16 protein-coding genes are annotated in these 21,426 nt (G+C 66.9%); 4 read left to right on the plus strand and 12 right to left on the minus strand.

Going from position 1 to position 21,426, the window contains the following annotated elements:
- The first annotated feature begins 60 nt into the window (after positions 1–60).
- Positions 61–1,236 carry an acyltransferase gene (locus HWX09_RS06390; RefSeq protein ID WP_027782642.1) on the plus strand — a complete coding sequence of 392 codons (1,176 nt, stop codon included), beginning with the start codon at positions 61–63 and terminating at the stop codon, positions 1,234–1,236.
- A 376-nt stretch (positions 1,237–1,612) separates the two neighbouring features.
- Here HWX09_RS06390 and HWX09_RS06395 read toward each other — a convergent pair whose 3' ends face one another.
- Genes HWX09_RS06395 through HWX09_RS06405 form a run of 3 tightly spaced genes read right to left on the minus strand, consistent with a single transcriptional unit; the run spans position 1,613 to position 7,786 of the window.
- Positions 1,613–4,081 (minus strand): glycosyltransferase family 4 protein, encoded by a 2,469-nt coding sequence (locus tag HWX09_RS06395; RefSeq protein WP_027782641.1) that lies wholly within the window; start codon positions 4,079–4,081, stop codon positions 1,613–1,615.
- On the minus strand, positions 4,078–5,544 hold the full coding sequence (locus HWX09_RS06400) for a flippase (protein ID WP_027782640.1): 1,467 nt from the start codon (positions 5,542–5,544) through the stop codon (positions 4,078–4,080). The genes HWX09_RS06395 and HWX09_RS06400 overlap by 4 nt, the downstream gene beginning before the upstream one ends.
- 49 nt (positions 5,545–5,593) lie before the next feature.
- Positions 5,594–7,786: a hypothetical protein gene (locus HWX09_RS06405; protein WP_027782639.1), complete on the minus strand. Its 2,193-nt coding sequence runs from the start codon at positions 7,784–7,786 to the stop codon at positions 5,594–5,596.
- A 469-nt stretch (positions 7,787–8,255) separates the two neighbouring features.
- On the opposite strand from HWX09_RS06405, the gene HWX09_RS06410 reads away from it, so the two are divergent.
- Genes HWX09_RS06410 through HWX09_RS06420 form a run of 3 tightly spaced genes read left to right on the plus strand, consistent with a single transcriptional unit; the run spans position 8,256 to position 11,354 of the window.
- The gene (locus HWX09_RS06410) at positions 8,256–9,320 is read left to right on the plus strand and encodes an acyltransferase (RefSeq protein ID WP_027782638.1); all 1,065 of its coding nucleotides are present in this window, start codon (positions 8,256–8,258) and stop codon (positions 9,318–9,320) included.
- A 35-nt stretch (positions 9,321–9,355) separates the two neighbouring features.
- Positions 9,356–10,402 carry a GDP-mannose 4,6-dehydratase gene (gene gmd / locus HWX09_RS06415; RefSeq protein ID WP_027782637.1) on the plus strand — a complete coding sequence of 349 codons (1,047 nt, stop codon included), beginning with the start codon at positions 9,356–9,358 and terminating at the stop codon, positions 10,400–10,402.
- On the plus strand, positions 10,389–11,354 hold the full coding sequence (locus HWX09_RS06420) for an NAD-dependent epimerase/dehydratase family protein (RefSeq protein ID WP_027782636.1): 966 nt from the start codon (positions 10,389–10,391) through the stop codon (positions 11,352–11,354). The genes gmd and HWX09_RS06420 overlap by 14 nt, the downstream gene beginning before the upstream one ends.
- A 100-nt stretch (positions 11,355–11,454) precedes the next feature.
- On the opposite strand, the gene HWX09_RS06425 is transcribed toward HWX09_RS06420, so the two are convergent.
- The 9 genes from HWX09_RS06425 to trpB all read right to left on the minus strand — a co-directional run bounded on the left by HWX09_RS06425 (position 11,455) and on the right by trpB (position 21,403).
- A complete protein-coding gene (locus HWX09_RS06425) occupies positions 11,455–12,645 on the minus strand; it encodes an O-succinylhomoserine sulfhydrylase (RefSeq protein WP_027782635.1) in 1,191 nt (396 codons plus the stop codon).
- 259 nt (positions 12,646–12,904) lie between these two features.
- Positions 12,905–14,437 carry an amidophosphoribosyltransferase gene (gene purF, locus HWX09_RS06430; RefSeq protein ID WP_027782634.1) on the minus strand — a complete coding sequence of 511 codons (1,533 nt, stop codon included), beginning with the start codon at positions 14,435–14,437 and terminating at the stop codon, positions 12,905–12,907.
- 51 nt (positions 14,438–14,488) lie between these two features.
- The gene (locus HWX09_RS06435) at positions 14,489–14,983 is read right to left on the minus strand and encodes a CvpA family protein (protein WP_027782633.1); all 495 of its coding nucleotides are present in this window, start codon (positions 14,981–14,983) and stop codon (positions 14,489–14,491) included.
- Positions 14,984–14,990: 7 nt separating this feature from the next.
- Positions 14,991–15,827, minus strand: a complete 837-nt coding sequence (locus HWX09_RS06440) for an SPOR domain-containing protein (protein ID WP_027782632.1) — start codon at positions 15,825–15,827, stop codon at positions 14,991–14,993.
- Positions 15,828–15,856: 29 nt separating this feature from the next.
- Positions 15,857–17,167: a bifunctional tetrahydrofolate synthase/dihydrofolate synthase gene (gene folC, locus HWX09_RS06445; protein ID WP_027782631.1), complete on the minus strand. Its 1,311-nt coding sequence runs from the start codon at positions 17,165–17,167 to the stop codon at positions 15,857–15,859.
- Positions 17,168–17,554: 387 nt separating this feature from the next.
- Positions 17,555–18,427, minus strand: coding sequence for an acetyl-CoA carboxylase, carboxyltransferase subunit beta (gene accD, locus HWX09_RS06450; RefSeq protein WP_027782630.1), 873 nt, complete (start codon positions 18,425–18,427; stop codon positions 17,555–17,557).
- Between the two features lie 64 nt (positions 18,428–18,491).
- Entirely contained in the window at positions 18,492–19,307 is an 816-nt protein-coding gene (gene trpA, locus HWX09_RS06455; protein WP_027782629.1) for a tryptophan synthase subunit alpha, read from the minus strand.
- Positions 19,308–19,348: 41 nt separating this feature from the next.
- Positions 19,349–20,200, minus strand: coding sequence for a site-specific DNA-methyltransferase (locus HWX09_RS06460; protein WP_027782628.1), 852 nt, complete (start codon positions 20,198–20,200; stop codon positions 19,349–19,351).
- Positions 20,201–20,209: 9 nt separating this feature from the next.
- Positions 20,210–21,403 (minus strand): tryptophan synthase subunit beta, encoded by a 1,194-nt coding sequence (gene trpB / locus HWX09_RS06465; protein ID WP_027782627.1) that lies wholly within the window; start codon positions 21,401–21,403, stop codon positions 20,210–20,212.
- Between the last annotated feature and the right edge of the window lie 23 nt (positions 21,404–21,426).

Raw genomic sequence — 21,426 nt, forward strand, 5'->3', positions numbered from 1 at the left:
TTCTTGCGCATTACGATTGGATGAAACTTCCCGTCCATCCGTCGCAAGGAATCGAATCGCATGCAAGCTTTCAGCGGATCGTCTCTGGCCGCGCCGCCCGTCGCCGATCACAAGGAACACGTGATCGACGCGATGCGCGGCTTCGCGGCGCTGCTCGTCGCCTATTTCCACTGCCGCCAGGTCGTCTGGGTCGGCATGCAGAGCTTCCATCATGCTTACGGTCATGCACTGAGCCCGGGCGTGATCGCCGGCTACCTGACCCTCCCGTTCGCGTGGGGCTCCGCCGGCGTCCCGATCTTCTTCGTGATCAGCGGCTACTGCATCCACCGCAACGCGGCGCTCAAGCTCGCGGCCAATCCGGCGTACCGGCTCGACGCACCGAACTTCTGGGTGCGCCGCTTCGCGCGCATCTATCCGGTGCTGCTCGCCGCGCTGCTGTTCACGCTCGCGCTCGATGCGGTCAGCCTGCAGATCGAGCCCGTCAGCCACAAGATCCGCGACGTCGGCCTCGTCGCGTTCCTCGTGAACCTGTTCTCGCTGCAGGGCGTCGCCGGCTACACGTACGGGTCGAACGGCGCCCTGTGGACGCTGTCGCTCGAAGTGCAGTTCTACGCGATCTACCCGCTGCTGTTCGCGCTGCGCCGGCGCATCGGCATGCCGGCCGTCGTGGCCGTGGTCGCGCTCGTCAACGTCGCGTCGGCGTGGCTGCTCGAACGGCACGACCTGCAGTTCTTCACGTCGTACTGGCTGTCCTGGACGATCGGCGCATGGATCGCGGACGTGCGCGCGCAGCAGTCTCGCGGCACGGCCGTCGTGCCGTCGCGCGCGTGGTACGTCGCGGCCGCCGTGCTGCTGGCCGCCGGCTGCGGCGCATTCCATTTCGGCCAGTACGGCGCATTCCAGCTGTGGTCGGCCGGCTTCGCGTGCTTCCTGTACCGCGCGCTCGCCCGCCCGCCGCGACCGACGCCGCCACTGCGCGTGCTGAGCTGGTTCGGCGACTTCAGCTACTCGCTGTACCTGGTCCACCTGCCGCTTTTCGTCTGCCTCGGCTCGGTGCTGTTCCACTCCGAACTGCAACTGTCGATCTGGCCGTCGTTCGCGTTCATGGCCGTCGCGATTCCGGTGGCGTACCTGTTCTACCGGATGTTCGAACGGCCGGCGATGATGTGGTCGGCCAGCTTCAAGCCGACCCGCACCGCCCGCGTCGTCGCGTCGGCGCCCGAACAGGCCGTCTGACGCGGGCCGGCCGGGTCGGTCGGCCCGTCCGGGTCGAAGCCCCCGCGCGGTGTCTCGCCGCGCGGGGGCTTTTTCATGGCCGGCACGCGGTTGCCGGCCGGGTCGGGAGGGACCCGGCAGACTGCTGCTGTCCGACCGCGCCACGGCCCGCGTGGCGACCCCTGGCGATATCCACGGCGCCGGATCGCCTCACGTTCCCGACGGCCCGATCCCGTTCCAGATGACGACCGGCCACGCTCGCGCCCGACTCCGACCCGGGCGCGCAACCCGCCCGTCCGTCACGACCGGACGCTCCACCCGCTGAAAAGCAAAACCCCCACGCAGCGCAACGCCGCATGGGGGCCCGTTTCCCGCCGGCTCGCGCCGACCGTTGCCGCTACTTCTTCGCCTTCGCAGCCTTGGCGGCCTTGGCGGTATCCGAGAGGATCTTCTCGACCCGCTCCACGTAGGTTTCGGTCCCGAACCGGCGCACCGCGGTCGCACGCCCGCTCGCGACGAGCCGCTCGCGCAGCGCGCGATCGCGCTTGAGCGCCGCCAGCGCATCGGCCAGCGCGGCCGCGTTGCCCGGCTCGCAGAGCAGCCCGTTGTCGCCGTCCTCGATGATCTCGACGACGCCGCCCGCGCGGGCCGCGACGACCGGCCGGCGCGCGAGCATCCCCTCGACGATCACGCGCCCGAACGGCTCCGGCGTGATCGACGTATGCGCGACGACGTCGACCGCCGTCATGCACGCGGCCACGTCGCGCTGGAACCCGAGGAAATGCACGCGTTCGTCCATCCCGTGCTGCGCGACGTATTCGTGCAGTTGCGCCGCATACTCGTCCTCGCCGAACAGCGGCGCGCCGACCAGCACCACGTGCATGTCGGGATGCCGCTCGGCGGCCTCCAGCAGCACGTGCTGCCCCTTCCAGCGCGCGAGACGGCTGAACGAGCCGACCAGCCAGGCGTCCGTGGGCAACCCGAGACGCGCGCGCAGCGCGGCCTGGCTCACGCCTTCCAGTGCATCGAACGGTTCGGCCGAAATGCCGTTGAACACGACGTCGACGTGCTGCGGCGTGAAACCCGTCAGCGCGCGGAACGCCTGCGCGGATGCGTCGGAGTTCGCGATCACGCGCGTGATGCCGAACCGCGCGCAGTACTTGATCGCCCGTAGCTGCTTGCCGCCGAAATGGTCGGTGCTGACGATGTCGCGCAGGTGCCAGACCACCGGCTTGCGCGCAAGCCGCCCGGCGAGCGCGGCGACCACCATCGCGCGTTGCGTGTTCGCATAGATCACCTCGGCGCGGCGCGCGCGCCGGGCGACGTCGCGCACCAGCCGCACGAGCTGCTTCACCGCGCCGAACGACACGCCGCCCTGCTTGCGCACGCCCGCGAGCGCGCCCTGCTCGACCACGTCGACGCGCGCGCCGATCTCGTCGAGCGCCGCGCGGAACGGGCCGTCGTCGAACAGCAGCACGTCGGCGTTCGCGCGCATGTGCTTCATGATCTCGAGCAGCGACAGCTCCGCGCCGCCGAGCACGCCGCTCTGGTCGAGCACGAGCGTCGCCGGGCCGCGCGCGGCCGGCATCGGGGCGGCGGTGCCGCGCTGCGCGGTCGAGCCGGGCAGCGCCTGCTCCACGTAGTCGAGGAAGCGCTGCCGGAACGTATCGGCGGAAAACCGCTCCGCGTTCGCGCGGCAGGCGTTCGGCGTGAAGCGCTGCGGTGCGCGCTCGAAGTCGTCGACGGCCGCGACGACGGCGTGCGGCGTCTGTTCGTCGAAGAAGAGACCGGTCGGATTCGGGCTCGATTGCGGGTCGAGCACCGTTTCGAGCGCACCGCCCTTGCCGTACGCGATGACCGGCGTGCCGCACGCCTGCGCCTCGACGACCGAGATCCCGAAATCCTCCTCGGCCGCGAACACGAACGCCTTCGCGCGCCGCATCCGGTCGTGCAGCACCGCGAACGGCTGGTAGCCCATGATCTCGACGTTCGGGCCGGCCTTCGCGCGGATCTTCTGCATCTCGGGGCCGTCGCCGATCACGACGAGCTTGCGCTCGGGCGTGCGCGAAAACGCTTCGACGATCAGGTCGATCTTCTTGTACGGCACCATCCGCGACGCGGTCAGGTAGAAGTCCTCCTTCACCGCGTTCAGCGAGAACGCGTCGACGTCGACCGGCGGGAAGATCACCGCCGCGTCGCGATGGTAGACCTTCTTGATGCGCCGCGCGATGAACGCGGAGTTCGCGACGAAGCCGTCCACCGCGTTCGCGGTACGCGTATCCCAGTTGCGGATGTAGTGCAGGATCATCCGCGCGAGCAGCGATTTCGGCCCGTGCGTGAGGTTCGACTGTTCCAGATACTGGTGCTGCAAATCCCACGCATAGCGGATCGGTGAATGCACGTAGCTGATGTGCACCTGGTCCGGCCCGGTCAGCACGCCCTTCGCGACCGCGTGGCTGCTCGAGATCACGAGATCGTACTCGGACACGTCGAGCTGCTCGATCGCGAGCGGCATCAGCGGCAGGTAGCTGCGGTACTTGGTACGTGCGAACGGCAGCTTCTGGATGAAGGACGTCGTCACCCGCTTGCCGCGCACGAACGCGCGGTCGTCGAGGAAATCGACGAGGCTGAACAGGTCCGCGTCGGGAAAGCACGCGACGATCTGTTCGAGCACGCGCTCGGCGCCCGCATAGGTGACGAGCCAGTCGTGGACGATCGCCACGCGCAGCGCGCGCGCCGGTTGCCGCGCGCCGGCGCGCTCGGCCGGCACCGCGCGGTGCAGCGCGGCGGCATCGCCCGCGTGGGCCACGGCGGCATCGGCCGTGGCGAGATTCAATACGGCGTGTTCCGCCAGATCGCGATTCATACGGTTTTCCTCGCATTGAGACGGACAAACAGGTCGCGCACGAGCGCGCGCAGCCCCGGCGTCATCGTGAGCGACCACGCGACGTTCAGCACCAGCACGACCGCGCACATGCCGATCGACTCGCCGAGCCCCGACCACGCCTGCGCCAGAAACAGGCTAGCGAGCAGGAAGGCGAGATGGGCGAGCATGTCGAGCACGATCGCGCGCATCCGGATCGCCGACAGGTACAGCAGCACGCCGTAGTCGACGAGCGCGCGCGCCGCGACGACCACCGCCGCGCCGATCAGCCCGAAGTGATGAATGCCGAACCACAGGCCGCCGACGAAGAACGGCATCTCGACGAGCCCGGCAAATGCCGCACGGGCCGGGTTGACCTGCGACTGGATCAGGATGCGCGTGACGCTCGCCTGGCCGACGAGCCACACGCTGATCACCAGCACGCGGCCCACCGGCGCCGAATGCGCGGCGAGATCGGCGCCCACCCACAGCGTGAGGAACGGCGCGAGCGCGAAGATCGCGACGATGCCGACCGGCGTGAACACGCCGTTCAGGAATTCGAGCGACTGGCGCGCGAGCGTGTCGGCATGGTCGCGGCCGACTGCCGACAAGCGCGGGAACAGCGTGCGCACCAGCGCGTTCGGCAGCATGTTCAGGCGCGTGACGAGGTTCTGCGGCACCGTGTAGTAGGTGACGAACTTCGCGCCCATGCCGGCGCCGAGCATCACGCGATCGAGCGTGTCGGCGATCATGCTCGTCATGCTCGCGATCAGCATCCAGCCGCCGAAGTTGAACAGCCCTTTCGCGGTGCCCCACTGCGGCGGGTCGATGCGCCGGATCCCGAGCACCTTGATGCTTGCGTGACCGAGCATCACCGCGGCGATCAGCCGAGCGACGACGGCCGCGGCGAGCACCGTCTGCAGGTTCGGCGCGATCCACCACGCGGCGCCGAGCGGCAGCAGCTGGAACAGGAACGTACCGATCGTCTGGTTCGTGTTGAACACGCCGAACCGTTCGGCGCCATTGATCGCGCCGGCGAACACCCACGACACGTTCGCGAGCGGAATCGCGAGCGCGAGCCACGGCAGCGCCAGATACACCTCGTGCTGCATCGCGGCCGACACCTTCGTGAAATACGCGGTGTAGACGAACGCGCCGAAGTAGATCAGCAGCCCGCCCGCGATCCCCGTGCCGAGATTCAGCCAGAACGCGCTCCAGAACACGCGCGCGCTTTCGTCGGCGTTGCCGCTGGCGAGCGCCTTCGAGATATGGTTCTGCGCGGCCATGCTCATCCCGAGATCGAGGATCCCGAAATAGCCGATCAGCGTCCATACGAGGCTGACGACGCCGTAGCGTTCGACGCCGAGCGCATGGATATAGGCGGGCACCGTCACCAGCGACACGAAGGTCGGCAGGATCAGCCCGATGAAGTTGATCGAAACGTTCTTGAGTATGCCTTTGTCCATGCTTGTGCCTTGTGTGACGGCGACGATGTCGTGAGCCGCGCGCCGCCCGTCACGGTTTCCAGCGATACATCAGCACCTTGCCGCGCGCGTCTTCCTCGACGAACACGAGGTATTCGCCGTTCTCGCGCCGGAATGCGCTGATGCCGAAGGGCACGTCGACCCAGCCGGAGGCCTTGCCGACCTCGGCGCCCGGGCTCATCACGCCCACTTCCTTGCCGGTGTCCTTGTCGTACACGTGGATCTTGCCGACCGGCTCCACGGTGAAGATGTAGCGGCCCTCGACCGTGATCCCGATCAGGTCGAAGATCGGCTTCGCATCGAGCTTCCACGGCAGCGCCACCTGGTAGCGCACGACCGGCGAGCCCGTCGACCACTTGTCGAAGCGGATCAGCACGCGCCCCACTTCCTTGTTGATGCCCGGCTGCGGCGGCGCGTCGGCCGTATAGCCGGTCACGTACAGCGTGTCGGTCTGCGGCTCGTAGATCGCCCGGCGCAACTGCGTGAACGGCTGCGGCATCGGGTAGGTCGTGACCTTGTCGTACGAGTAGATCGGGTTGCCGGCCTTGTCGACGCCGCCGTACTGGAAGCGGTGGATGCCGCGCACGTCGCTCGTGCGCCAGATGTCGCCCTTCGTGTCGACCCACCAGCCCCAGCCGCCCGCCTTCGCCTTGCCGGTCGTGTTGATCTCGGACTCGTCGGCATCGATCCGGCCGTTGCCGTTCGCGTCGCGCCACAGCCAGTCGCCGCCCGGCGGCTTGTTCGGCACCTTGTCGACCGGCCGCGCACGGCCCGCGATCAGGCCGGACGGAATCGCGACCTCGCCGTCGCGCTTCGCGTCGAAGCGGTAGATCTTCAGGTGATCGGCGTACATGTCGGTCAGGTACAGGAACGTACGGCCGTCGACGCGCCGCGCGATCGGCATGCCCGGATACTGGTCCGTGTGGAACACCGGATCGTCCGGATACTTGAAGCGGTTCGACAGGAAGCCGACGTATTTCCAGTCCTGGCCCGGCGGCTTCGACAGGTCGAGCTCGAAGCGCTTGTTGCCCGTGTACACGCTGTTCGGCCGCGCCGGGTCGAGCCACGCGCCATCGACGAACAGCAGCCCCTGCACCTGCCAGCGCAGCTTGCCGTCCGGCGTGTAGCTTTCCAGCACCGCGCCGAGCCCCGCGCCGATCGTGTCGTGGCGCGGCCCGATCCCGTTCATCGACACATAGATGTTGCCGGCACGGTCGACGCCGACGCCCGTCAGCCCGTTGAAGCGCTGCGGCCCGGGCCGGCCCGGCACCGGGCCCGCGAAGATGCCGCCGCGCTCGCCGAGCGTGCCCGACTGCGCATAACCCTTGCCGCCTTTCGAGAAGATCAGGATCTGCTGGCGCGGCCCGTTGTCCGCGACCAGCACGCGCCCTTTCGCATCGACCGCCACGTCCACCGCGTCGGTGCCTTCCGGCAGCGCCGGCGCGTCCTCGATCTTGCGGCCGTCGGCCCGCACGTGCACGAGATGCGCGGGACCGCCCAGCGTATCGGTCAGCAGCCACAGCGTGCCGTCGCCCGCGAGCGCGATGCGGCCCGGCTCGTGCGCGCTCCACGTGCCCTTCTGCTGCATCGTCTCCGCGTCATACACATCCACCACGTCGCGCGACGGATTGGTCGCGAACAGCGTCTTGTCGTCGGCCGCGAGGCCGCCCACTTCCGCCTTCGCGTCGCCCACTTCCGAACGTGCGGGCGCCGGCACCTCGTTCATCATCATGAAGCTCGCGGCCATCCGCGCGCGGCCGGCATCGGCGCGGCCACCCGGCGCGACCTGCGGCGACGCGCGAAACGGCGCGGGCTGCTTCATGTCGCCGATCGTGCGCCGCGAGATGCCGAACCATTGCTTGCCCTTGTCCGGCCAGATGCCGGGCGACTGCAGGTGGCCGCGCTCGTTGCCCACGCCGATCGCGACATACGCGTACTTGCCGTTCACCGCGATCGCGTTGCCGCCGAGATTGCCCCAGCCGTGCGTGCCGCCCGCGAAGCCGAGCATCTTCCCGTCCTGGTAGACGCTCGCCTCGGCGCCGCTCTCGTCCCACGGCGCATTCGTATACACCTTGCCCTCGGGCGTCACCGCGATCGCGCGGATGTCGATCTGCGTCCATGTACCGTCGCCATAGCCGAACGTGTTGCCGATCCACGACGTCGTCGCGGGCAACACCGTTTCGGCCGGCACGGCGCTCGTCAGCAGCGCCGCGCATACCGTCATGCCAACCAGAATCAGACGTCGCAATGCGCTTCTCCAGACTCGATGCAACAGCGGCCGGCGCCGCCACGGATCGCCCGCGGCCGCGCCCTGTCGCTAAATGGGTTTCAAACGTCGCGATGCAGGTTACAAGCAAAAATAATCACAAGAAATTTGGAAATATTTGGGGATGTTTCCGCCTGAAATATCGAACCGGAACAGGGTGTAAATGACGTCCGGAAACGGCAATAACGACCGCCTTTCAGCCACTGCCATGTAGAAAATTCCGCTCCGCGCCGCCTGTCGCGGCCGCCCGGGCGCCAACCTTTCATCACGCGACCGTAATAAACGGCATTTTGATATTTGTCGGCGGATAAATGTCGCGCGTTTTTTTACCGATTTATTTTCCCTAGAATCGATTTCGATTCCATATTCCATTTAAAGGCATGCAATACGTACACGCATCGGATGCGGGTCGTGAAGGAGCCGCGCGATGACGGCCCTGTCGCGCCCCGCCGACCTCGCCCCGCCGCAACACGGCCGCATCGTCCAGCTCGACGGGCTGCGCGCGATCGCCGTGGGCGCCGTGTTCCTGCAGCACGCACTGAAGGCGCCGCTCTGGATGGGCGTCGATCTGTTCTTCGTGCTGAGCGGCCTGCTGATCACCGGCATCCTGCTCGATCGCAAGGCGCGCGGGCAGTCGTACTTCAGCCACTTCTATGCGCGGCGCGTGCGCCGCATCCTGCCGCCGTACGTACTGCTGCTGGTGGTGTCGACGCTGCTGTTCGGCGCGAGCTGGCTGCCGCACTGGCCGTGGTTCGCGTTCTTCTCGACCAATATCGGGCTGTCGCTCGGCAGCATCGGCCATGACAGCCTGAACGTGCTGTGGTCGCTCGCGGTCGAGGAGCAGTTCTACATCTTCTGGCCGTTCGTCGTGCTCTGGTGCTCGGAGCGCGCGCTGCTGTGGGTCGCCGCCGCGCTGATCGTCGCGGCACCGGTGCTGCGCGCGATCGCGACGCCGTGGTTCGATTCGTTCTGGCCGATCTACTACCTGACGCCGTTCCGGATGGACCTGCTCGCGGCCGGCGCCTTGCTCGCGATCATGCTGCGCCGCGACCGGCGCGCGCTGGAGCCGTTCTATCCGCTCGCGATCGTCGGCGCGCTCGTGTCGCTGGCGATCCTCGGCTGGCTGCACCTGTCGTTCCCGCGCTTTCGTGCGGCGAACACGCCGATGTCGAATGCGGCGCTCTACAGCATCTCGCTGCTGCTGTGCACGTCGATCGTCGTGATCGCGCTGCGCGGCCGCGGCCTCGTGCAGCGCGTGCTGACGAACCCGCTGCTCGTCTACGTCGGCACCGTCAGCTACACCGTCTACCTGATCCACCTGAGCGTGCTGTACGCGCTGTGGCCGCTGCACCTGAACCGCTTCGTCACGGCCGCGCTCGCGCTGGCGATCACGCTCGCTTACGCGACCCTGAGCTGGTACGGCTTCGAACGGCGCCTGACGCGCGGGCCTGCGCGCCGCGCGGTGCCGGCTGCCGCCGGCACGACCGCCTGAATTTCATCATCCATCGCTTCTACCAGGACAACGCCATGAGCCAAACTCGTAAAAAGGCCATCATCACCGGAATTTCGGGGCAAGACGGTGCGTACCTGACCAAACTGCTGCTCGACAAGGGCTACGAGGTCACCGGCACCTACCGCCGCACCAGCTCGGTGAATTTCTGGCGTATCGCCGAACTGGGCGTCGACACGCACCCGAACCTGACGCTCGTCGAACACGACCTGACCGACGCCGGTTCGAGCCTGCGCCTGCTCGAACGCACGCAGCCGGACGAGCTCTACAACCTCGCCGCGCAAAGCTTCGTCGGCGTGTCGTTCGACCAGCCGGCGACGACCGCCGAAGTGACCGGCATCGGCCCGCTGAACCTGCTCGAGGCGATTCGCGTCGTGAGCCCGAAGACGCGCTTCTACCAGGCGTCGACGTCCGAGATGTTCGGCAAGGTCCAGGCCATTCCGCAAACGGAAACCACGGCGTTCTATCCGCGCAGCCCGTACGGCGTCGCGAAACTGTACGCACACTGGATGACCGTGAACTACCGCGAATCGTACGGCCTGTTCGGCAGCAGCGGGATTCTGTTCAACCACGAATCGCCGCTGCGCGGCCGGGAATTCGTCACGCGCAAGATCACCGACACGATCGCGAAGATCAAGCTGGGCAAGGCGACGCGCCTCGAACTCGGCAACCTCGACGCGAAACGCGACTGGGGCTTCGCGCTCGAATACGTCGAAGGAATGTGGCGGATGCTGCAGGCCGACGAGCCCGACACCTACGTGCTGGCAACCAACCGGACCGAAACCGTGCGCGACTTCGTGCGGATGGCGTTCGCGGCGGCCGGCTACCAGATCGAATGGACCGGCAAGGGCGAGCAGGAGCGTGGCCTCGACGCATCGACCGGCAACGTGCTCGTCGAAGTGAACCCGAAGTTCTACCGCCCGGCCGAAGTCGACCTGCTGATCGGCTGCGCGGACAAGGCGAAAAGCAAACTTGGCTGGGCACCCAAGACGACGCTCGAACAACTTTGCCAGATGATGGTCGAAGCGGATTTGACGCGGAACCAACACCATGACACGTTCTGAAACCGGGAGTCCGTCGCGCCGTGCATTCGTCACGGGCCTGACGGGCTTCACCGGTCGCTACATGGCCGAACGCCTGCAGGCGGCCGGCTATGACGTCTGGGGCACGGTCGCGCCCGGCACGCCCCACCCGGCCGATCCGGCGTTCGCACACTGCACGCTGCTGCCCGTCGATCTGCTCGACACGGAGGCAATGCGCGCAGCCGCGGCCGACGCACGACCCGACGCGGTCGTGCATCTCGCCGCGCGCGCGCATGTCGCCCAGGACGAGCCGTCGCAAACCTACGCGGTCAACATCGTCGGTACGCGCAACCTGCTGGCGGCGCTCGCCGGCCTCGACCGCCGCCCGTCGGCCGTGCTGCTGGCAAGCAGCGCGAACATCTACGGCAACTCGACGGCCGGCGTGCTCGACGAAGCCGTCGTGCCTGCCCCGGCGAACGACTACGCGGTCAGCAAGCTCGCGATGGAATATGCGGCGAAGCTATGGGCCGACCGGCTCCCGATCGTGATCGCGCGGCCGTTCAACTACACGGGCGTCGGCCAGAGCGACGCGTATCTGCTGCCGAAGCTCGTCGCGCACTACGCGTCCAACGCACCGCGGATCTCGCTCGGCAACCTCGACGTGAGCCGCGATTTCTCCGACGTGCGCGACGTGACGGCCGCCTATCTGAAGCTGGTCGAAGCCGCGCCGGCCGGCGAGACGTTCAACGTCTGCTCGGAGCGCGCGTATTCGCTGAAGGAAGTGCTGGCGATGCTGTCGCGCATCGCCGGCTACGTGATCGACGTGACGATCGATCCGCGTTTCGTGCGACACAATGAAGTGAAAAGCCTGAGTGGGTCGCGCGACAAGCTGCGGCGCGCGGTGGGCGAATTACCTGTCACGCCGCTCGACGAAACGCTGCGATGGATGGTGGACGCGATGCGTGCCGCACCGCACGGGCACGCCGCTGGCTGAACGGGAAACACGCGCGACGGCATGCGCCAAAACGACGACGGGCCGCTCTCTCGAGCGGCCCGTTTCATTGATGCCGAGCGACGAACATCGGCTGTATCGATCAGCCGCCCAGACCGCGCGCCAGATCGTTGCGAATGTCGGCTGCGTGCTCGAGGCCGACCGCGAGGCGGATCAGCCCCTCGGTGATCCCCGCCGCCGCACGCGCTTCCGGCGTGATGCGGCCGTGCGTCGTGGTGGCCGGATGCGTGATCGTCGTGCGCGTGTCGCCCAGGTTACCGGTGATCGACACCAGCCGGGTGCCGTCGATCACGCGCCATGCGTTCGCGCGCTGCTGCTCGGGCGTGTCGCCCTTCAGTTCGAACGACACGATCGCGCCGCCCGCCTTCTGCTGGCGCTTCGCGAGTTCATGCTGCGGATGCGATTCGAGCCCGGGATAGAACACGCGCGCCACCGCCGGATGCGAGTCGAGCCAGCGCGCGATCTCCAGCGCGTTCGCCGATTGCTTCTCGACGCGCAGCGACAGCGTCTCCATTCCCTTCAGCAGCACCCACGCGTTGAAGGCCGACAACGTCGGGCCCGCGCTGCGCACGAACGGGAACACCTTGCCCATGATGAATTCCTTCGAGCCGACCAGCGCGCCGCCGAGCACGCGGCCCTGCCCGTCGAGGAATTTCGTCGCCGAGTGCATCACGACGTCCGCGCCGAGCTTCAGCGGCTGCTGCAGCACCGGGCTGCAGAAACAGTTGTCGACGACGAACAATGCATTCGCGGCCTTCGCGATCTTGCCGATCGCTTCGATATCGGCGAGCTCGGTCAGCGGGTTCGACGGCGTCTCGAGGAAGAACATCTTCGTTTCCGGCCGCACGGCTTCCTGCCACGCGTTCAGGTCGGTCGGATCGACGAAGGTCGTCGTGATCCCGAACTTGCTGAAGATCTGCGAGAACATCCCGAGCGTCGAGCCGAACAGGCTGCGCGAGCTGACGAGGTGGTCGCCCGCCTGCAGCGCGGACATCACGACCGACATGATCGCGGCCATGCCCGACGCCGTCGCGATGCACGCCTCGCCGCCCTCGAGCGCGGCGAGACGCTCCTGGAACATGGTGACGGTCGGATTCGTGAAGCGCGAGTAGGTGAAATAGTCTTCCGAATTCGCGAAGCGCTCGGCAGCTTCAGCCGCGCTCGAGAAGCAGAAGCTCGACGTGAGGAACAGCGCTTCCGAATGCTCGTTGAAGTCGCTGCGCAGCGTGCCCGCGCGCACGGCAAGCGTGTCGAAGTTGAGGGAGTCGTCCATGTTCCGTTTTCCGTATTCGATGGCCGCGCCGACGGTCATGCATGAGGCGCGGACCCGGTCAAAACCCAGGCCAAAAACAAAAAGCCCGCTATGCGTCGGCATCAGCGGGCTTCGGTGCGGTACGACAGCGATCGACTCGGGCCGGCTGCCGCCGGCCTTCGCTTTAGCTGTTTTGGGAAGTTGCCCCGCGTCCGCAAGCTGATATCAAATCGACGCAAGGCCACATCCTATCACGCCTCGATAAAAGCGTGCGCCGGCGTTACTCCACCGACAGTTGCAGGTTCATCTGCGAACGCTCGGTTTCGCCGGCCGTGTCGCGATCGGCCTGCGACGCCGGCGTGAGGCGCGCGCGCTCGATCGCATCGAGATACTCGGGCGTCACGGCGCCGGTGATGTAGTTGCCGTCGAAGCACGACGCCTCGAAGTGCTCGAGCTTCGGGTTGATGTCGCGCACCGCGCGGCGCAGATCGTCGACGTCCTGGTAGATCAGGTGGTCGGCGCCGATGATCTTCGCGACTTCCTCGTCGGTGCGGCCGTGCGCGACGAGCTCGCCACGCGTCGGCATGTCGATGCCGTACACGTTCGGGAACTTCACGGGCGGCGCCGCCGACGCGAAGATCACCGACTTCGCGCCCGCATCGCGCGCCATCTGCACGATTTCGTGCGAGGTCGTGCCGCGCACGATCGAATCGTCGACGATCAGCACGTTCTTGTCCTTGAACTCGATGCTCATCGCGTTGAGCTTCTGGCGCACCGACTTCTTGCGCACGGCCTGCCCCGGCATGATGAACGTCCGGCCGACGTAGCGGTTCTTGAAGAAGCCTTCGCGATACTCGACGCCAAGCTTCGCGGCGACCTGCATCGCGGCCGGGCGCGACGAATCGGGAATCGGCATCACGACGTCGATCGGCACGTTCGGCAGTTCGCGCTTGATCTTCTCGGCGAGATAGTCGCCCATGCGCAGGCGCACGTTGTAGACCGGCACGCCGTCGAGGCACGAATCCGGACGGGCGAGATACACGTATTCGAACATGCACGGATTCAGCGTCGGGTTCTCCGCGCACTGCTGGCTGTGGAAGTTGCCGGCCTTGTCGATGAAGATCGCTTCGCCCGGCTCCAGGTCACGTACGAATTCGAAACCGATGCCTTCGACCGCCACCGACTCCGACGCGACCATCCATTCGGTGCCGTTTTCGGTCTCGAGCTTGCCGATGCACAGCGGACGGATGCCGAACGGATCGCGGAACGCGAGCAGGCCGTAGCCGGCGATCAGCGACACGATCGCGTACGAACCCTGCAGGCGGCGATGCACGCCCGAAACCGCCTTGAACACGGACGCCGGATCGAGCTCGAGGCCCGTGGTCGACAGTTGCAGCTCGTGCGCGAACACGTTGAGCAGCACTTCGCTGTCGGAGTTGGTGTTGATGTGCCGGCGGTCGATCCGGAACATCTCGTCCTTCAATTGCTGCCAGTTCGTCAGGTTGCCGTTGTGCGCGAGGATGATCCCGAACGGTGCGTTCACGTAGAACGGCTGCGCCTCGGCCTCGCTCGACGCCGAGCCGGCCGTCGGGTAGCGCACCTGGCCGATGCCGTAGGTGCCGGGCAGACTGCGCATGTTGCGCGTGCGGAACACGTCGCGCACCATGCCGTTCGCCTTGTACATGTGGAAATTGCTGCCGTCCGCCGTCGCAATGCCCGCCGCGTCCTGACCGCGATGCTGCAGCAGCAGCAGGCTGTCATAGATCAGCTGATTGACCGGGGATTGGGAGATAACGCCTACGATGCCGCACATGGCATGTCCTTCAAGATGACAAAATCGGTTCCGTCCTGCCCGGCCGCGTCGTCACACGCGTACGTACTGGGCCATGCCGTCGGGCAGGAGCTGCTTCAGCTCGTGCACGCCCTGTTCGGCAAAAGGACGCAATAGCGCATTGCGCCAGAAATCCTGTTTGGGCAGTTCGGTCAGCCCGGCCGCCGCGACCAGCAGCACCACCAGCACGCAGCCGCGCACCAGCCCGAACATCATGCCCAGCGAGCGGTCGACGCCGCCCAGGCCACTCGCCTGCGCGATCCGCGACAGCAGCGCATTCGCCACGCCGGCGACCAGCACGACGCCGATCACGAGCAACGCGAAGGCGATCACCCACTGCGTCAGCGCACCGCCCGGCCAGTTCGCCGGAATGTACGGCACGACCAGCCCGACGTAGCGGCCCGCGATCACGATCGCCGCGATCCAGCCGATCAGCCCGAAAATCTCGGACACGAAGCCGCGCCACGCGCCGCGCAGCGCCGACAACACGATCACCGCCAATACAGCGTAGTCGAAAGCCGTCAGCATCGTGGCCTTACTGCGTCAGACCGGCTTCGCGCACCTTCGCGATCGCGGCGGAGGCCGCCGAGCGATCCGCGAACGGGCCGGCACGCAACAGTGTAGCCGTGCTGCCGTCTGCCTGCTTGCGATGCTCGACATATGCGGGCACACCCGCCGATTTCAACTTGGTCGCCCACGAACGGGCCGTCGCGTCGTCCTTGAACGAACCGAGCTGCACCGCGAAGCGCGCACCGGCCGGCGATGCCGGCGACGATGCGTCGCCGCTGTCCGGGCTGGCGGCGTCGGCATTCGCGACGGTTGCGGGCGCAGGCTTCGGCGCGGCCGGTTTCGCCGCGGGAGCAGCCGGCTTCGGCGCGGGCTTCGGCGGCGTCACGCTCGCCGTGGCGGTCGTATCGGGTTTCGCGGCCGGCTTGGCGGCATCCTTCGGCGCGGGCGCCGGTGCGGCCGCAACGGCCGTGTCGGAGGCCGGCGGTTCGTCGTGCGCGACGCCTGCCTGCACGTCGGACACATCGTCGTCGCGCGGCGCGACCGCCTGGTGGGCGGGCCGGTTCGGGATGTCGATCGCGATGTCGTCGGTGACCGGCTTCGGGTGCGAATCGAGCACCATCGGCAGCACGATCACCGCGGCCACGACGAGCGCGATCGCGCCGACGAGGCGACGGCGCGCGCGTTGCTTTTCTGGAAGGGTCGGATCGAGGAGCAGTGCGTCCGATTCCGGACGCTCGGTGCGGCGCGAGCGTCGCTCGACGCGTTCAGTGCGCTCCGTGCGCACGTTCCGGGAGGCCCCGGTGCGACCGCCGCGCCGCGGAGGCGCGTCGTCGTCTTTTTTGCCGAACGAGAAAATTCCCATGAATGGCTGAATCCGAAACTGCCCGTCAGTCAGTGTTGCTGCGATTTACGGTAGGCCAGCACGCCGGCAACCGTATGGAAACTGCCGAAAACCACGATTCTATCATTCTCGGATGCTCTTTTTAGTGCATCGCGAAACGCTTCCGCGGGCGACGCGTAACGCGTCACGCTCGAATCGGGCCCCTCCTCCACGCCGGCCTTGCGCAGCGCGGCTTCGAGCTGCTCCGCGGAGGCCGCGCGCGGCAGCGGCAGGTCGGTCACGCACCAGTGGTCGATCTCGCCCTTCAGGTGCTGCAGCACGCCGTCGATGTCCTTGTCGTGCATCGCGCCGAACACCGCGTACGTGTAAGGGAAGAAGCCCATGTTGCCGAGGTTCTGCTCGAGCACGGCCGACGCATGCGGATTGTGCGCGACGTCGAGCACGATGGCCGGCTTGCCGGGCAGCACCTGGAAGCGCCCCGGCAGCTCGACGTTCGCCAGCCCGAGCCGGATGTCCTGCGCGGACACCGGCAGCAGCGGGCGCAGCGCCTCGAGCGCGGCGAGCGCGGCCGACGCGTTGATCAGCTGATTCGCGCCGCGCAGCGCCGGATACGCGAGTGCCGGATAGCGCTTCTCGCGGCCGAGGTAGCTCCATTGCTGGCGCTCGGCGCCCGCCTGCGCCTCGTAGCGGAAATCGCGGCCGACGAGCCACAGATCGGCGCCGATCGCTTCGGCGTGGTCGATCAGCGTCTGCGGCGCGGCCGGATCGCCGCAGATCGCCGGCTTGCCCGCGCGGAAGATCCCGGCCTTCTCGAACGCGATCTTCTCGCGCGTGTCGCCAAGGTATTCGGTGTGGTCGATGTCGATGCTCGTGACGATCGCGCAATCGGTATCGATGATGTTGACCGCATCGAGCCGGCCGCCGAGGCCGACTTCGAGAATCACCGCGTCAAGCCCGCGCGCCGCGAACAGGTGGAGGATCGCGAGCGTCGTGAATTCGAAATACGTGAGCGATACGGGCTCGGCCAGCGACGTGCGCGCGGCTTCGACGGCCTCGAAGTGCGGCAGCAGTTCGTCGTCGGTCACGTTCTGCCCGTTCACCCGTGCGCGCTCGTTGAATTCGAGCAGGTGCGGCGACGTGTGGCAGCCGACCTTGTAGCCCGCACGCACGAGAATCGTCTCGAGGAATGCGCAGGTCGAGCCCTTGCCGTTCGTGCCGCCGACGGTGATCACGGGGCACGCGAATTCGAGCTGCAGCGCCGCCTTGACCTGCCCGATGCGGGTCAAGCCCATGTCGATGCCGACCGGGTGCGCGCGTTCGAGATGCGAAAGCCACGCTTCGAGAGTGGTAAAAGTGCTCATCGGATCAAATCAGGATCGGTACGGCCACTACGCCAAAAAACGAAGCGCGCCGCCTAGGGCCTGTTCACGCTAATAACGGGCTTGCGAACGTGCCTTTGCGCCCGCAGGGCAAGGAGTGAGGAGGCGCAATAGCCGTTGCTATTGCAACGACGAACGACGCCGCCATGCGGGCGCAAAGGCACGTTCCCCTGTTTAGAAAAATGCATTCGTGGGGCTGGCCCCCAGAAGGGCCGATCGCCGCGTCATGCTCCTCGCGAATACGTCGAGTATTCGCTTCGTCGCAATCCTCGCGCTCGGCCCTTCTGGGGGCCAGCGCAAGCCCATTATTAGCGTGAACAGGCCCTAGCTGAAGCCAGGCGACGCGCGGAGTTCACAACCTTGCGCCGGTCAAGCCAGCGCGTCGGCCGGCTGTCGCTGCAGCAGCGCGAGCAATTGCGCGATCTCGTCGCGCATCTTGCGGCGGTCGATGATCATGTCGATCGCGCCCGTCTTCAGCAGGAATTCGGCGCGCTGGAAGCCTTCCGGCAGCTTCTCGCGGACCGTCTGCTCGATCACGCGCGGCCCGGCGAAGCCGATCAGCGCCTTCGGCTCGGCGATCACGACGTCGCCGAGGAACGCGAAGCTCGCCGACACGCCGCCCATCGTCGGGTCGGTCAGCACCGAGATGAACGGCAGCTTCGCTTCGGCCAGCTTGGTCAGCATCGCGGTGGTCTTGGCCATCTGCATCAGCGACAGCAGGCTTTCCTGCATCCGTGCGCCGCCCGATGCGGTGAAGCAGATGAACGGCACGTGCTGTTCCAGCGCGTTCTGCGCGCCGCGCGCGAAGCGCTCGCCGACGACCGAACCCATCGAGCCGCCCATGAACGAAAACTCGAAGCAGGCTGCCACGACCGGCAACGTGTGGATCGCTCCGCCCATCACGACCATCGCGTCGGTCTCGCCGGTTTCGTCCATCGCTTCCTTCAGACGATCGGGGTACTTGCGGCTGTCCTTGAACTTCAGCGAGTCGACCGGCACGATTTCCTGGCCGATCTCGTAGCGGCCTTCCGGATCGAGCAGCCCGTCGAGACGCTCGCGTGCGCCGATGCGCATGTGGTGATCGCACTTCGGGCACACGTGCAGGTTCGCGTCCACGTCGTTGCGATAGAGAACGGCCTCGCAGGACGGGCACTTGACCCACAGGCCTTCCGGAATGCCCTTGCGGCTTTTCGGGTCGGTCTGCTTGATCTTCGGCGGCAACAGTTTGTCGAGCCAGCTCATCGTATGGTTTCCTGTTCCGTGGCGGGCCGGGCGACATGCACCCGGGCCCGCTTTCATCTGTTGTTTAGGCGGCCGTCTTGCCCGCGCCGTCCAGCGCGGCGCGCAGCTCGGCAATGAAGGCCTGCAGCGCGGCCGCGGCACCTTCCGGCGCAGCGCTTTCGAGCAGCTGCACGAGGCGGCTGCCGATCACGACGGCGTCCGATACCTCGGCCACCGCGCGCGCCGTTTCGGCGTCGCGGATACCGAAGCCGACACCCACCGGAACCGGCACGCGCGACTTGATGGCCGGGATTTTACCTGCAATGCTCGAAACATCCAGATTTCCCGCGCCGGTCACACCCTTGAGCGACACGTAATACACGTAGCCGCTCGCGATCTTGCCGACGTCGGCGATGCGTTCGTCGGTCGACGTGGGCGCGAGCAGGAAGATCGGATCGATCTGCGCGGCGCGCATCTTTTCCGCGAACACCCCCGCCTCTTCAGGCGGATAGTCGACCACCAGCACGCCGTCGACGCCGGCCGCGTGCGCTTCGGCCGCGAACGCGTCGACGCCCATCCGTTCGATCGGATTCGCATAGCCCATCAGCACGACGGGCGTTTTGGGGTCGGTTTCGCGAAAACGCTTCACGTCGGCGAGCACGCTCTTCAACGTGACGCCGCGCGCGAGCGCGCGTTCCGACGAGCGCTGGATCACGGGGCCGTCGGCCATCGGGTCCGAGAACGGCACGCCGAGTTCGATCACGTCCGCGCCGCCCGCGGCGAGCGCGTGCATGAATTCGACGGTTTTCGCGGGATCGGGATCGCCGGCCGTGATGAACGGGATCAGGCCCTTACGGCCTTGTTCGGCAAGCGCGGCGAAGGTCTGCTGAATACGGGACATGGCAATTTTCCTTGAGGCGATCGGCAACGCGGCGGCGCGACTCACGCGCACGCCGGTGCGGCGAGCGCGTTCACGCGCTCGTGCGCGATCGCGCAATAACTTTCGTTGATCTCGTAGCCGACGAAGTCGCGCCCCTGCCGTGCGCAGGCCACCGCGGTCGTGCCGCTGCCCATGAACGGATCGAGCACGCGGCCGCCCGGCGGGCAGCTCGCGAGCACCATCCGCTCGATGATTTCCAGCGGCTTCTGGGTCGGATGATCGACGCGCTCCGCGTGCTGCCGGTGCAGGCGCGAGACCGACCAGACGTCCTTCGGGTTGTAGCCCATCTCCAGCCACTTGCTGCCTTCGAACAGCTTGCGCGAGCGGGCCTTCTTCGTGTCGGCGTCGTACGGGATGCGGACCGGATCGAGATCGAAGTAATACGCCCTGGAAACCGCGAAAAAGCCGATGTTGTCGTGCACCGACGTGAAACGGCGCGTCGTGCCGCCCATGCTCGGCACGCGCCGGTCCCAGATGATCTCGTTGACCATCGTGAGCTGCGTCTTCAGGAAACTGAAGATTTCCGGCGCGTACTGCCACGTGCAGAAGATGTACATCGACCCGCTCGGCTTGAGCTTCGGAATCGCGAGCTCGAGCCACTCGCGCGTCCACGCGAGGAAATCGTCGCCCGAACGCTTGTCCGAGTCGTTGCCGTAGTCCTTGCCGAGCCCGTACGGCGGATCGGCGACGATCAGGTCGATCGACGCATCCGGCAGGTGCACGGCATCGGTCAGGAAATCGCGGTTGTGCAGTTCGATACCGGGCGGCAGCACGCGCGGCACGGCGGCGGCGGGCTGAACCGCCTCCGCCTCGCTCGCGGCGCCGCCGCCCGGCTCTTCGATCAGGTCACGCATCGGTGGGGGTCAGAGCTCGATGCCCGATCGCTCGGCGACCGTGTGCATGTCCTTGTCGCCGCGGCCCGACAGGTTGACGAGCAGGAGCTTGTCCTTCGGCAACGTCGGCGCGAGCTTCACGCCATACGCGATCGCGTGGCTCGACTCGAGCGCGGGAATGATCCCCTCGATCCGGCAGCAGTCGTGGAATGCCTTCAGCGCTTCCTCGTCGGTGATCGGCACGTACTGCGCGCGGCCGCTGTCCTTCAGCCATGCGTGTTCGGGGCCGACGCCCGGATAGTCGAGGCCCGCCGACACCGAATGCGTCTCGATGATCTGGCCGTTGTCGTCCTGCAGCAGATACGTACGGTTGCCGTGCAGCACGCCCGGGCTGCCGGCGATCAGCGATGCCGCGTGATGGCCCGTGTCGAGGCCGTCGCCGGCCGCTTCGACGCCGATCAGCTGCACCGATCGATCGTCGATGTACGGATAGAAGATGCCCATCGCGTTCGACCCGCCGCCGACGCAGGCGATCACCGCGTCCGGCTGCCGGCCTGCGAGCTCGGGCATCTGCACCTTGCACTCGTCGCCGATCACGCGCTGGAAGTCGCGCACCATCATCGGGTACGGGTGCGGGCCCGCGACCGTGCCGATGATGTAGAACGTGCTTTCGATGTTCGTGACCCAGTCGCGCATCGCCTCGTTGAGCGCGTCCTTCAGCGTGCGCGAACCCGATTCGACCGGCACGACCGTCGCGCCGAGCAACTTCATCCGGTAGACGTTCGCGGCCTGCCGGCGCACGTCCTCCGAGCCCATGTAGACCACGCACTCCATCCCGAAGCGCGCGCAGATCGTCGCGGTCGCGACGCCGTGCTGGCCGGCGCCGGTTTCCGCGATCACGCGCTTCTTGCCCATGCGCTTCGCGAGCAGCGCTTGGCCGATCACGTTGTTGATCTTGTGCGCGCCCGTGTGGTTCAGGTCTTCGCGCTTCAGGTAGATCTGCGCGCCGCCGAGCATCTCGCTCCAGCGCTGCGCGTGATAGATCGGCGACGGGCGGCCGACGAAATACTTCAGCTCGCGCTCGAATTCGGCGACGAAGTCGGGATCGTTCTGGAACTTTTCATACGCGGCGCGCAGTTCGTCCAGCGCGTGAATCAGCGTCTCGGCGACGAACACGCCGCCATACGGGCCGAAATGGCCGCGATCATCAGGAAGGTTGTACATGGTGTCTCTCTCGATCGGTCGGT

The organism is Burkholderia sp. BCC1208 (genome assembly GCF_902833095.1).
Classification (GTDB): Bacteria; Pseudomonadota; Gammaproteobacteria; order Burkholderiales; family Burkholderiaceae; genus Burkholderia.